This is a genomic window from Thiocystis violascens DSM 198 (assembly GCF_000227745.2).
Lineage (GTDB): Bacteria > Pseudomonadota > Gammaproteobacteria > Chromatiales > Chromatiaceae > Chromatium > Chromatium violascens.
In genome coordinates this window covers 2,409,086-2,422,162 of the sequence record NC_018012.1, presented here as the reverse complement: position 1 = coordinate 2,422,162, position 13,077 = coordinate 2,409,086, and the positions used below count along the sequence as shown (strand labels likewise).

General features: G+C 63.0%; 12 protein-coding genes. 6 read left to right on the top strand and 6 right to left on the bottom strand.

The genetic code is table 11. The features are described from left to right. Positions 1-7: 7 nt before the first annotated feature. The 3 genes from ypfJ to THIVI_RS10715 all read right to left on the bottom strand — a co-directional run bounded on the left by ypfJ (position 8) and on the right by THIVI_RS10715 (position 3,057). Entirely contained in the window at positions 8-949 is a 942-nt protein-coding gene (ypfJ, locus tag THIVI_RS10725; RefSeq protein ID WP_014778616.1) for a KPN_02809 family neutral zinc metallopeptidase, read from the bottom strand. Between the two features lie 162 nt (positions 950-1,111). Beyond that, the gene (gene argE / locus THIVI_RS10720) at positions 1,112-2,266 is read right to left on the bottom strand and encodes an acetylornithine deacetylase (protein WP_014778615.1); all 1,155 of its coding nucleotides are present in this window, start codon (positions 2,264-2,266) and stop codon (positions 1,112-1,114) included. A 29-nt stretch (positions 2,267-2,295) separates the two neighbouring features. Next, complete coding sequence (locus THIVI_RS10715; RefSeq protein ID WP_014778614.1) at positions 2,296-3,057, bottom strand: PD-(D/E)XK nuclease family protein; 762 nt, start codon at positions 3,055-3,057, stop codon at positions 2,296-2,298. Between the two features lie 127 nt (positions 3,058-3,184). On the opposite strand from THIVI_RS10715, the gene THIVI_RS10710 reads away from it, so the two are divergent. The 5 genes from THIVI_RS10710 to THIVI_RS10690 all read left to right on the top strand — a co-directional run bounded on the left by THIVI_RS10710 (position 3,185) and on the right by THIVI_RS10690 (position 8,387). Next, positions 3,185-4,294, top strand: a complete 1,110-nt coding sequence (locus THIVI_RS10710; protein WP_041447507.1) for a GNAT family N-acetyltransferase/peptidase C39 family protein — start codon at positions 3,185-3,187, stop codon at positions 4,292-4,294. Then, positions 4,287-5,768, top strand: coding sequence for a RimK family alpha-L-glutamate ligase (locus THIVI_RS10705; protein ID WP_014778612.1), 1,482 nt, complete (start codon positions 4,287-4,289; stop codon positions 5,766-5,768). The genes THIVI_RS10710 and THIVI_RS10705 overlap by 8 nt, the downstream gene beginning before the upstream one ends. Positions 5,769-6,151: 383 nt before the next feature. Continuing rightward, positions 6,152-6,889 carry a hypothetical protein gene (locus THIVI_RS10700; protein WP_014778611.1) on the top strand — a complete coding sequence of 246 codons (738 nt, stop codon included), beginning with the start codon at positions 6,152-6,154 and terminating at the stop codon, positions 6,887-6,889. 23 nt (positions 6,890-6,912) lie between these two features. Then, positions 6,913-7,998, top strand: coding sequence for a UDP-3-O-(3-hydroxymyristoyl)glucosamine N-acyltransferase (gene lpxD, locus THIVI_RS10695; protein ID WP_014778610.1), 1,086 nt, complete (start codon positions 6,913-6,915; stop codon positions 7,996-7,998). Positions 7,999-8,075: 77 nt separating this feature from the next. Next, positions 8,076-8,387, top strand: a complete 312-nt coding sequence (locus THIVI_RS10690) for an RNA-binding protein (RefSeq protein WP_014778609.1) — start codon at positions 8,076-8,078, stop codon at positions 8,385-8,387. Between the two features lie 14 nt (positions 8,388-8,401). Here the strand turns inward: THIVI_RS10690 and THIVI_RS10685 are convergent, their stop codons facing one another. Genes THIVI_RS10685 through pomA form a run of 3 tightly spaced genes read right to left on the bottom strand, consistent with a single transcriptional unit; the run spans position 8,402 to position 10,629 of the window. Then, positions 8,402-8,965 (bottom strand): PilZ domain-containing protein, encoded by a 564-nt coding sequence (locus tag THIVI_RS10685; protein ID WP_014778608.1) that lies wholly within the window; start codon positions 8,963-8,965, stop codon positions 8,402-8,404. Between the two features lie 14 nt (positions 8,966-8,979). Then, complete coding sequence (locus tag THIVI_RS10680; RefSeq protein ID WP_014778607.1) at positions 8,980-9,840, bottom strand: flagellar motor protein MotB; 861 nt, start codon at positions 9,838-9,840, stop codon at positions 8,980-8,982. 30 nt (positions 9,841-9,870) lie between these two features. Next, positions 9,871-10,629, bottom strand: coding sequence for a flagellar motor protein PomA (gene pomA / locus THIVI_RS10675; protein ID WP_014778606.1), 759 nt, complete (start codon positions 10,627-10,629; stop codon positions 9,871-9,873). A gap of 188 nt (positions 10,630-10,817) precedes the next feature. Between pomA and THIVI_RS10670 the strand changes: the two genes are divergently transcribed. Next, on the top strand, positions 10,818-12,980 hold the full coding sequence (locus tag THIVI_RS10670; RefSeq protein WP_014778605.1) for a YgiQ family radical SAM protein: 2,163 nt from the start codon (positions 10,818-10,820) through the stop codon (positions 12,978-12,980). Positions 12,981-13,077 lie beyond the last annotated feature (97 nt).

Here is a 13,077-nt window from a genome sequence, read left to right as displayed (position 1 = left end):
GCACTACTTATAACCGCTCGGCCGCAAAGGTATCGCAGGCCGCGAGCGTACCCTCCTGTAGACCGCGCTTGAACCAGCTTACCCGCTGGGTCGAACTGCCGTGCGTGAAGCTGTCCGGACGGACATAGCCGCGGCTCTGGCGCTGAAGGCGGTCGTCGCCGATGGCCGAGGCGGCGTTCAGGCCCTCCTCAATGTCGCCCTGTTCCAGGATATTGCGGGCCTGATGGGCACGTTTCGCCCAGAGTCCGGCGAAACAGTCGGCCTGGAGTTCCAGTCGCACCGAGAGCGCATTGGCCTCGGTCTGACTCGCCCGCTCGCGCAGCGCGTCGACCTGATCGGAGATGCCGAGCAGATTCTGGACGTGATGGCCGATCTCATGCGCGATCACGTAGGCCTGCGCGAAGTCGCCATCGGCGCCCAGACCGTCGCGCAACTCGCGATAAAAATCCAGATCGATATAGACCTTGCGGTCGGCGGGGCAGTAGAAGGGGCCCATGGCGGCCTTGCCGAGTCCGCAGGCGGAGCGGGTCATGCCGCTGTACATAACCAATTTGGGGTCGCTGTAGCGTTCCCCTCGCTCCCTGAAGATCGTGCTCCAGGTATCCTCTGTATCGGCGAGGATCACCGAGACGAAATCCGCCAGCTCGTCCTGACCCGAGGCGCGTCGATTCGGGGTTTCAGACGGACCGGCATCGAATGGCGACGGACCGCTTTGCCCCATCGGCGCCTGCTGGGGAACGGCGATCTGGCCGGAGTCGGTGAGCAGAAGGCTGGGGTCGACACCCAGGAACAACAGGACAACGATCAGGAGCAATCCCCCGAGACCGCCGCCGACACCGACCCTGCGTCCCACGCGCAGCGGGCGTTGGGTTCCGAAAGGGAGGTTCCCGGAACCGCCGTCCCGGCGATCCTCGATATTGTCGCTTCGTCTGCCTGTTCGCCAACGCATGAGGTGTCTTCCTGGATGGGTTGATGCCGACTTGATCGATGACTCGAAACGACGCCTTCATGATCCAGGCGATTTCGGCTTATCCTTCCGAAAGCGGCTGGACGATGTCAAGGACGATGAGAAATCCGTCGGCCAACGGTTGGCCGGACATCGCCTCCACCGTCATGACTGGCAGAACTGTCTGATTAAGGCGCGTAGCAGTTCCAGGGTCGGCGCGATCCGATCGAGCGCCAGATATTCGTCGGGCTGATGCGCCTGGGCGATGTCGCCCGGACCGAGCACCACGGTGTCCATCCCGAGCCGGTTGAAGAAAGGCGCTTCGGTGCCGAAACTGACCGCCTCGGCGGCGTGTCCGGTCAAGGCTTCGCTGACGCGCACGATGGCGGAGTCGGCGGGTGTCTCCGCCGCCGGAATCGCCTCGAACAAGGGCGCGACCGACCAGCGCAACCCGCGCCGCAGGCCAATCGTCTCGACCCGTCTAGACAGCTCGGCGCGCAGATCGGCGGGGTCGAGTCCGGGCAGGACGCGCAGGTCCAGATGCAGTTCGCACTCGCCACAGATGCGGTTGGGATTGTCCCCGCCATGGATGTGGCCGAGATTGAGGGTGGGGTAGGGGACCGCGAAGGCCGGATGACGATGGGCGCGTTGCAACTCCTCGCGCCAGGCGAGCACGGCGGTCAGAACCTCATGCATTCCGTCCATGGCGTTATTGCCCAGACTCGGATCGCTGGCGTGTCCGCTGCGACCGATCAGTCGTACCGCCTCGCCCATCACGCCCTTGTGCAGCCGCACCGGCCGAAGTCCGGTCGGCTCGCCGATGACGGCATAGCGGCCGAGCGGGCGTCCGGCCTCGACCAGGGCGCGGGCACCGTGCATGGCGGACTCCTCGTCGGCGGTGGCCAGGATCATGAGCGGACAGGTCAGATCCTTCGCCGTCAGACCGCGCGCGGCCTCGATGGCGAGCGCGAGAAAAGACTTCATGTCCGAGGTGCCGAGCCCGTAATAGCGCCCATCCGCCTCGGTGAGCTTGAGTGGATCGTGGTTCCAGAGCGGCGCGTCGAAGGGGACGGTGTCGCTATGACCGGAGAGCACCAGTCCGCCGGGGCCGCTGCCCAATGTCCCTAGCAGATTGAATTTGTCCGGGTGACCGGGGATGGCAAGAATCTCGACCCGGAAACCGGCGGACTCCAGCCAGCCGGCCAGCAGGTCGATCAATGGGCGGTTGCCGTGATCGAAAGCGGGCGTGACGCTGCTGACCGACAGGGTGCCGATGAGATCATGGAGCATGCGCAAGAGGGGCGGGGCTTGGGTGACCATGGATGCGGGGGGCTCCGACAGTAGTTGGATTACAACGCCTTCAGTTCGGTCGAATCGCCATAGGTTTCGATCCCCAGGCGTTCGGCGACCTTGGCGGCGCGGGCGTCGATCATCGGCGAGATCACGATCAGCCGGTTGGCCGTGCGCCCATGCCGGCGCTCGTAGAAGCGCGCCTTGCGCTCGAAGCTGTACATCCCCGCCTTGTCGATCGAGGATTTCAGTTCGCAGATCAGCAGCAGGCCATTCTGGATGATGACATCCAACTCGACTTGGTCGGGACGCCCGAAGACCTCGCCCTGGTCGTCATACTCGTTGACGTTGATCACCTGCACGCCAAAGCTGTCCTCCAGGATGCCCGCCAGGGCGTCGCGGAAGGCTTTCTCCGATTGCAGACCCCAGCGCGCGCCCAGCGCGCCGATCGAGCGGTCGAACTTTTTGGCCTGGGCCATGATTTCCTCATGGACCAGTCTGAATTCCTCGCGAGCCGCCGCCTGATCCTCGCGCCATTGGCGATTTTGTTCCGCCCATTTGAGGTTGTTTTCATCCCACTTCCGTTTGTCTTCCCGCTGCTGCTCGTCCCATTTGCGGTTATTTTCTTCCCATTTCCGCTCGTTCTTCTCGCGATCGCGGCGCAACTCGCCCAGGAGTTCGTAAAAGCGGTCGTTCGTCTCTGTCCTTCCGGCATATTCCTCGCGGGTCAGATTCAGGAGGTAGGCACGGAACTCCGGGTCGGTGCGCAGGATTTCCGGCAATTCGCGTCGGATCGATTCTTTCAAGGATTCCGCGTTCATCTGTCTTGCTTTTTTTCGTCCGCCCTGTAGATTGCGCCAGCTTATCCCCTCGTTCCGTCCATCGCCAGTGTCCCGCGAGCCATCCACATTCAGTCTTCCCGCCGACCCGGCATCCCCGCCGCCGTGTATCCGCTTGGCTCGATTAAGCGATCTTGGCGCTCTGCTGAGTTTGGAGAATCGCTGTTTCGAGACAGACCGGATCAGCCGCCGCCAGTTCCGTTACCTGTTGACGCGCGGGCGCGCCCAGACCCTGGTGGCGGAAGATGACGAGGGCCTGCTCGGCTATGTCCTCTTGCTGTTCAGTCGAGCCACCTCGGTCGCCCGGCTGTACTCGATCGCCGTGCTTTCCCAGGCGCGCGGACGCGGCATCGGCCGGAAGCTGGTGGTGGCCGCCGAGGACGCCGCCTGGGAGCGGGAGCGCGCCTACCTTCGACTGGAGATCCGCCGCGACAATCTGGCCTCCCAGGCGTTGTTCGAGGGGGCCGGTTACCGGCGTTTCGGGATCCTTTCGGACTATTACGAAGACCACATGGAGGCGCTGCGCTACGAGAAGACACTCTCGCCCGGCCTCAAGCCCGAGCTGAAGCGGGTGCCTTTCTACGAGCAGACGCTGGATTTCACCTGCGGCTCGTCCTCCTTGATGATGGCCATGCAGGCGCTGCGTCCAAGCCTGGAACTGAACCGCACGCTCGAATTGCGCATCTGGCGCGAGTCCACCACCATTTTCATGACCTCCGGGCATGGCGGCTGCGGTCCGTTGGGTCTGGCGCTGGCGGCCCATCATCGCGGCTTCGGCGTGGAAGTCTTCGTTAATGACCCCGGCGTGCCGCTGGTCGCCTCGGTACGCAGCCCGGAGAAGAAGGAGGTCATGCGTCTGGTCCACGAGGACATGCTCGCCGAGGCTGGACGCCTGGGCATCCCGGTCACGCAGGGAACCCTTTCGCTCGATGACCTTCAGCGGCGCTGGGATGCTGGCGCCGTGCCCCTGGTGCTCATCAGTTCCTACCGCATCTATCAGGAAAAATTCCCCCACTGGGTTGTGATTACGGGCTTCGACGAACACTTCGTCTATGTCCACGACCCCTATGTCGACTACGACAACGGAGAGACGACGCTGGACTCGATCGATATGCCGATTCAACGCGACGAATTCACCCGCATGGCCCGCTATGGCCGAGTCGGATTGCAGGCCGTCGTTCTGGTGTCACACCTCGCGGGAGCCAGCCGGGATGGCTGAGCACCTGCTGCTGGTGGAGCAACAGGGCGACTGGAAACCGGAGTTTCCGCGCCTGCCGGTGGTCACCGCGCGCGACTATCTGGCGGGCGGCGAGCTGGCCGCCAAGCGCGATCTGCGCGTCATCAACCTGTGTCGGAGCTATCGCTATCTGTCGGTGGGCTATTACTGCTCGCTGCTTGCCGAGGCGCGTGGACATAAGGTCATCCCGAGCGTGCGCACCATTCAGGAACTCTCCAGTCGGGAGATCTACAGTCTGGCGACCGAGGAGTTGGACGGTCTGGCGCAGCGACTGCTGGCCCGTCGCAAGACATCTGCCCTGGCCCCGACCGCCTATGAGCTGACCATTTGTTTTGGCCAGTGCGATGTAAAGGAATTGCAGCCGCTGGCTCGGCTCATCTTCGAGACCTTCCGCTGTCCGATCTTGAAGGTCGAGTTCAAGCTCCAGGGCACCTGGCGCATCGGCGCCATCAAGGCGCTGCCGCTGGCGGCGGTCACCGGCGCTGGCGAAGCGCCGTTGTTTTCCGCCATGGAAGGGTATCTCTCCCAACGTTGGCGCCAGCCGCGGGCGCGCCTGTCCTACCGCTACGATCTCGCGATCCTGCACGATCCGGCCGAGGATCTGCCGCCGTCCGATCCCAAGGCGCTCGCGCGCTTCGTCAAGGCCGGTAAGGCGCTGGGCGTCAACGTGGAACTGATTCAGCGCAAGGATTACAGCCGGCTCGCCGAATACGATGCGCTTTTCATCCGCGAGACGACTCGGATTGGGCATCACACCTTTCGGTTCGCGAAAAAGGCCGATAGCGAGGGCATGGTCGTCATCGATGACCCGGAGTCCATTCTGCGCTGCACCAACAAGGTCTATCTGGCCGAACTGCTGGCCGCCCATCGTATTCCCCGGCCTAAAACACTAGTGTTGCGCAAGGAGAGCCTGATGGAGGCCGAGGAGCGGATCGGCTACCCGGTGGTGTTGAAGATTCCGGAAGGGTCTTTCTCGCGAGGTGTGTTCAAGGCCGATGAGCGCGCCGGGTTGACCCGGATTGCGGCCAAGCTGTTCAAGGAATCGGATCTGATCCTGGCGCAGGAGTATCTCTACACGCCGTTTGACTGGCGCATTGGCGTCCTCGGTCGCACGCCTTTCTATGCCTGCAAGTATCTGATGAGCCGGGATCACTGGCAGATCGTCAAGCATGGCGTCGACGGCGGGCATGAGCAGGGTGGCTTCGAGACCCTGGCCATGGATCAGGTGCCGCAATCGGTCGTGAAAGCCGCGCTCAAGGCGGCCGATCTGATTGGCGACGGGCTGTATGGGGTCGACCTTAAGGAAACTCCCGCAGGTCCGGTGGTGATCGAGGTCAACGATAATCCGAGTCTGGACGCGGGAGTCGAGGACAAGGTGCTTGGCGATCAACTCTACTCGCGTCTGATCGCCGAGTTCGTCGAGCGGCTTGATCGGCGGCGGGTGGGGAAGCGTTGATGGAACGGTGGTCAGTTGTCAGTTGTCAGTTGTCAGTTGTTAGCTGTTAGGCGATTTCCGGGAAAGACTTTACCGATTTTCCGTTCGTCCTGAGCTTGTCGAAGGATGATCGGAAAATCGCGCTCCGAGGCCGACATTGAATCCGTTCATGGTTCGACATGCTCACCACGAACGGATTCAATGTCACCGCGAACGGATGCAATTCCGGTATGCGCTTGTCCGGAAATCACCTTAGCTGTTAGCTGGACATGGTCGAACGGCGTGCATTGTCTTTGCGCGACTCAATTGGGATACACTGAGCCGAACGGGATTGCCTGATATCGGGCGGGAGATCGGGCCGCGATCAAGCGCCTTTGTACTGAATTCATGCGGAGATCGCCTTGATGCGACACCTCGGAACCGACTTGCTGACACCGCTCTTCGCGGCCTGCTGTCTGGCTGCACCCGCTTTCGCGCAAGAGGGCGCGCCGATGGAGCCGGCGCCCGCCCAATGGGAGATCGCTCCGCCCGGCGCGGTCGCGCCGACCGGTATGGAGTTGCCCGCAGAGATGATTTTATCCGAGGAGACGATTCTGCCGGGCGGGATCGTGTTACCCGCGGGAACCGTCCTGCCTGCGGGCACGGTGCTGCCGGCGGGGACGATTCTGCCGCTGTCGACGCCCGTGTCCGAGTCCGCGACGGCACCCGAGGCGCCGAGCGTTCCCGTGACGACAGAGGCGCCCCCGATGACCGCGGAGCCGGCACCGTCAACCGTGCCAGCACCGAGCACGATCCCCGCACAGGTGCCGCCATCCGAGCCGGCGGTCGGAATCCCCTACGTTAGCGGCGGGATCGGCTCATCCGAGCGAGAAGAGATGGCGCTGGTCAAGTCCAACTACAATCTGCGGCTCCTGTTCGCCGTGCAGGGCTCGGGCGCCTATCTGGCGGACATCAAGGTGCGGGTCAGCGACATGGCTGGACCGACATTGCTGACGGCCGTCTCGAAAGGCCCTTGGTTCTACGTCAATCTCGCGCCGGGCCGGTATCTCCTGACCCTCGATAAAGCCGGTCAGATCCAGACTCGCGAGGTGACGGTGCCGGCAACCGGAGCGATCCAGGAAGCCTTCTATTGGGCGCCCTGACCCACTGACCACTCAGAATCGACATGACTTCATCCACTCGTTTGCGGGAGGCGCTGGATGCGCTGGGTGCGGCTGCCTATGCGAACCGAATCCGGGGCGTCAACACCCTGGAGCAGGCCGGGCCGCATGATCTCTGTTTCGCCGAGGATGCCGGTCAGTCAGTGGCGGTCGCGCGGAGTCAGGCGGCGCTCATTTTCGTCGGCGAAAATTTCCCTGTCGTCGCGGACAAACCGCTTCTGCGGGTCGCGGATCCGCGCGCGCGTTTTTTCGAGATCGCGGCTTTTTTTCTTCCCGCGCCCGAAATCGAGGGTCGTCATCCGAGCGCGACGATTCACCCGGCTGCCGAACTGGGCGCGGACGTGGCGGTCGGTGCTTGCGCGGTCATCGCCGCTGGCGCGGTGGTCGGGAGCGGTTCGCGCATCGGTCCGGGCGTCTCTCTCGGGCCGGGCGTCCGCATCGGCGACGACTGCCTGATCGGCGCCAACGTCAGCATCCTGCGCGATTGCGAACTCGGCGATCGCTGCATCGTGCATCCGGGCGCGGTGATCGGCGGCGACGGTTTCGGCTTTCGCTGGGACGGGAGCGGACACCGCAAGGTGCCGCAACTCGGTCGGGTCGTTGTCGAGGATGACGTGGAAATTGGCTGCAATAGCTGTATCGATCGCGCCACCCTGGGCGTCACCCGGATCGGGTGCGGCAGCAAGATCGACAACCTGGTCCAGGTGGCCCATAACGTCTCGGTGGGTTGCCATACCATCCTGGTCAGCCAATCCGGAATCGCCGGGAGTTCCACGGTTGGCGATGGCGTGGTGGTTGCGGGGCAGGTGGCGATCTCCGATCATCTGCGCGTCGGCGATGGCGCCCGGATCGGCGGGCAGTCAGGCGTCGTTAAGGACGTGCCGCCCGGCGCGGCGGTGTTCGGCACACCCGCCCGGGGGTTGAAACAGTCGCTGCGGGAAAATGCGGCACTGGCTCGTTTGCCGGATTTGCTGAAGCAGGTCAAGCGCCAACAAGAGATGCTCGAACGGCTGGAGGCTCGCTTGGCTAGGTTTGAAAGCGAGCTTGAGAATGATCTGGAAAAGGGCGATGACGAGTCCGCGGCAAGTTGAGCGGTCGCGAAATCACGTCGGTCGGCAATCCCTGATTGTGCATTGCCTTGCCTTGCGCGTCGCGGAGGAGTCAGCAATTGGATATCTTTATTGGCAATCTGCCGGGAACGGCGACCCTGGTCGAACTCACGGATTTTCTGCATGGGGTCGACTTGCGCACCCACTTTCAATGTCATGAGGGTTACGACGAGCATGCGCGGAATTATCATTTCGTCGTTGCCCGAACCGCGACTCCGGAGGAAGGTCTGGCGCTGATCGAACGTCTGAACGGTCGGTTGTTCGAGGGCCAGCGGGTCGAGGCTCGCGAATACTTGCCGCGCGGCCCTGGTCAAATCTGGGATGCGGCGGAACGGCGGGTCAACCGCCAGTTCGGCCAGGTCGGCGCTTAGTCGTGTGATCGGACTTATTCGTCAAGGGTTTGCGCAAGCAGACGCACCCGTTGCACGGCATGCACATGGTGAATGATGGCCTCGCGATCCGCTTCTCGCAGGTGGGTGAATTCGAGCGCGGTTTCCGCCCCGTTTTCTCCGCCGTCGAGCTTGACGATGCGCGCGAGCGCGTTGATTCGACTGCGGTCGGGAAACAGCGCTAGTTTGACCTCGACGAGCGATCCGACCGCTAGGCCCAAATCGGTCAGCAGACTCAACCCCTGTCCGCTGAGGTTGACGGGCGTATCCGGGTTGCGCGGAAAATCGTCCCGGTCATCGAGCGCGAACGCCAGGGTGTCGATCTGTCGTTCCAGCGAACCGATGTAGGCGGCGACTGTCGGAAATCGGCTCTCAAGGCTTCTGCGCTGCGACAGGTGCGTTTCGCGGATGGCGCGCAATTCATTGATCAGGCCGGCACGCGCGCTGGCGTCGGCGAAATTCCGAATCGCGGCAGCCTCGTCTGCGGCCGGAATCGCCGTCAATTGCAGTCCAACGTGATCGTCGATCCGAAAATATCGGCGTCTTTCCTGTTCTGACATGGTTTCGTGGACCTTCAGGGACGTGATCTGGTTGGCGTCACTTGGGTAGTATCGGACTCGATGGCATCCTTCAGCAAGGAGGCCGCGTCGCGATCGCCGAGTACGATGATTTCCACACGCCGGTTGCTCGCTCGACCCTCGGGCAAGTTGTTCGGTTCCAGCGGGCGATTGTCGGCATAGGCGCGAATCTCCACCCGTGCGGGCTCGATGTCGCCGCGATCGGTCATGGTATAAGCGACCGCCGCCGCGCGCGCGGCCGACAGAATCCAGTTGGACGGGAATTCGCGGGTCTCGATCGGGATATCGTCGGTATGGCCGGCAACGATGATCCGGCCTTGCACCTGATTCAGCGCATCGCCGATTTTCGTCAGCACCTTCAGGAAATCAGGACCGATGGCCGCGGATGCCGACGCAAAGGAGCCTTTTTCCCGGATGCGGATGATGACCTGGTCGTCGATGGTACTGATCTCCAGGAGACCATCGGCGACTTCTTTTTTGAGGGCCTCTTCAAGTTCCTCCTCTTTATTCTTGGCATCCTCGACTGCCGGATCCTTGATCTCAAGGTACTGTTTGGAAGTATCCGTGGTCTGTTGACGGACTTCGTTGATCACAGTGGGCTCGGGTTGAGCCGACGAAAATTCCTGGGCGATGATACTGGTGCCCATCGGAATATTCATCGCGTCCCGATCCTCGCGCTGGACGCCGAAGGCGACCTTCATCGAACCGGCGATCTGCTTGAATTTCAGCACGTCCATTTCGGAAAAGGACAGCAGCAGCACGAAGAACACCATCAGCAGCGACATCAAATCGGCGAAGGTCATCACCCATTCGGGAATGCTGGCTGGCGGTTCGGGGCATTCGCATTCTTCGTCCATCGTTGACCTCGTCTTGCCGGATGGGTGCGCTTAGCTCTTGCTGCTTTGCCGCTGACTTTCCGGCAGATAGGCCATCAGAAGCTGCTCCAGCACGCGCGGATTCAGACCTTCCTGAATGCCTGAAATAGACTCAAGGATGAGCGTTTTGGACAGTTTTTCCTCGTTGCTGCGCAATTTGACCTTTTCCGCAATGGGCGTGGCGACCGCGTTGGCGATCACCGCGCCATAGAGTGTGGTCAGCAGCGCCACCGCCATGGCGGGGCCGATACTTTTCGGGTCGGACATGTTTGCCAGCATCTGCACCAGACCGATGAGGGTGCCGATCATGCCCATCGCCGGGGCGACCTCGGCGACCGCCTTGAAGACGCCGTAACCGGCTTCCTGCCGCTGAATCGTGAGATTGATGTCCTTCGACAGTACCTTGCTGACCACGTCCGGGGCGTGGCCGTCGATGCAAAGGCTGATGCCGGTCTTCAGGAAGGGATGCGAGATCTCTTTGCCTTCCAGGGCCAGCAAACCTTCCTTGCGGGCGACATTGGCGAGACTGACCGCCTCCTCAATCAGCTTCAGCGGCGCGGTACCCTTGTGGAGAAAGGCGCCTAGTGCGACCTTGAAGCTGCCGAGGAACTGGCCCATGGTGGTGCGGAACAGCACGACAAAGGCGGTGCCGCCAACGACGATGACGATCGATGGCACATCGACGAACCCCATCACATCGCCGCCAAGCACAATTGCGCCGATCATGACGCCCATTGCGCCGACCAAACCCAGTAAGGTTGCCAGATCCACTTATCATCCCCTTTCGCATCGGCTGCGACGATCTTGTCGGAGCTGCGGGCGTGTCAAAAAATCGGTTGCATCGCCACGGGCCAGAGCGGTCCGCGACCGTGCATTTTGGATGATACCGTGGCGCAGGTCCAGCGACAGCGATGAGTCTACAATAGCGGTTTGCCCTCTCCCGCCCGGTATCCGCATCGATGAACCACACACCCGACCTGTTCTCCTATCGGAAACACTGGGCGCATAAATTCGGCACCGCGCCTGAGTTACCCATTTCGCGCGCCGAAATGGATCTGCTCGGCTGGGACAGTTGCGATATCGTCATCGTCACCGGCGATGCCTATGTCGATCATCCGTCGTTCGGCATGGCGATCATCGGCCGCTTGCTGGAGTCGCAGGGGTTTCGGGTCGGGATCCTCGCCCAGCCGGACTGGACCTCGGCGGCGGATTTCCAGCGACTGGGACGGCCGAACCTCTTCTTCGGCATCACCGCCGGCAACATGGATTCGATGGTGAACCGCTATACCGCCGACCGGCGTCCGCGTTCCGACGATGCCTACACTCCGGACGCGGCGCCCGACCGACGCCCGGATCGTTCGGTGACGGTCTATGCGCAGCGCGCCCACGAAGCCTTTAAGGGGGTGCCGATCGTGATCGGCGGGATCGAGGCCAGTCTGCGCCGCATCGCCCATTTCGATTATTGGTCGGAGACCGTCCGCCGTTCGGTGCTACTGGATGCCAAGGCCGATCTGCTGATTTTCGGCAACGCGGAACGGGCCGTGGTCGAACTGGCCCATCGGCTGGCGCGCGGCGAACCCATCGCGCAGATCCGCGATCTGCGCGGGACGGCCTTCGTGAGCCGTGGCCTGCCCGAGGGCTGGTCCGAGATCGATGCCAGCCGGCTCGATGGGGAGGGGCGCAAGGGGTTATCTCCGTGTCCCGACCCGAACCCCTACGAGGACGAGCCGGCCTGTCCGGATGGCGCGAGCCCCAGCCGGGGAGCGGGCGCCACGACCGCCGGGAGCGACGGGCAGGCCCGCTCCCCACGCCTGGAGCGCGCGACGACGGTGGTCCGGCTGCCCTCCTTCGAGCAGGTCCGCGCCGATCCGGTGCTCTACGCCCATGCCTCGCGCGTTTTTCATCTGGAGACCAATCCGGGCAATGCCCGCGCGCTGGTCCAGGCCCATGGCGAGCGCGATGTCTGGCTCAATCCGCCGCCGATTCCATTGACCGACGCGGAGTTTGACCGGGTCTACGAACTGCCCTTCAGCCGCTGCCCGCATTCGAGCTATGGTGCGGCGCGGCTGCCAGCCTGGGAGATGATCCGTCACTCGGTGAACATCCTGCGCGGCTGCTTCGGCGGCTGTACCTTCTGCTCCATCACCGAGCACGAGGGCCGCATTATTCAGAGTCGCTCGGAAGACTCCATCCTGCGCGAGGTTGCCGACATCCGCGACCGCGCGCCCGGTTTCACCGGTACCATCTCGGACCTGGGCGGCCCGACCGCCAACATGTGGCGTTTGGCCTGCCGCGACCGGCGCATCGAGGCCGCTTGCCGCCGTCTGTCCTGTGTCTATCCCGACATCTGCCGTAATCTCAACACCGACCACGGGCCGCTGATCCAGCTTTACCGCAAGGCGCGCGCCGTCCCCGGCATCAAGCGCGTCCTCATCGCGTCCGGTCTGCGTTATGACCTGGCGGTGCGCTCGCCGGCCTATATCCGCGAACTCGTGACGCACCATGTCGGCGGCTATCTCAAGATCGCCCCGGAGCACACCGAGGCAGGGCCGCTCGGTCAGATGATGAAACCCGGCATCGGTGCCTATGATCGCTTCAAGGATCTCTTCGACCGCGCGTCGCGCGAGGCCGGCAAAGAGCAGTACCTGATTCCCTATTTCATCTCCGCGCATCCGGGCACCACCGACGAGGACATGCTGAATCTGGCGCTTTGGCTCAAGCGCAACGGTTTCCGTCTGGATCAGGTGCAAGCCTTTCTGCCCACCCCGCTGGCGCTCGCCTCGGCGATGCATCACAGCGAGCGGAATCCGCTGAAACGGGTCACGCGGCACTCGGAACGGGTGCCGGTGGTGCGCGGACAACGGCAGCGGCGGTTGCAAAAAGCCTTCCTGCGCTATCACGATCCCGAGAACTGGCCGCTGCTGCGCCAGGCGCTGAAAGACATGGGCCGGGCCGATCTGATCGGCAACGGCAAGCGGCATCTGGTGCCGAGCTTTCAGCCCGCCGGTACCGGCGGAGTGCGAGAGTCGCGCCAGACTCCGTCGCCGCGGAGCCCGTCCGCGCGCGCGGACTCCAGCCGTGCGAAGCCGTCGGCTCCGAAACGGCGGGGGCGGCCGCGTTAGGCGAAGCGCGGGTTTTTTACACGTTATGATAGAATCGTTGTGAACGTCGAGTGGCGGGCGATGCGCGCGGCGTGTTGACGTAGGAGCCCGCTTGCGG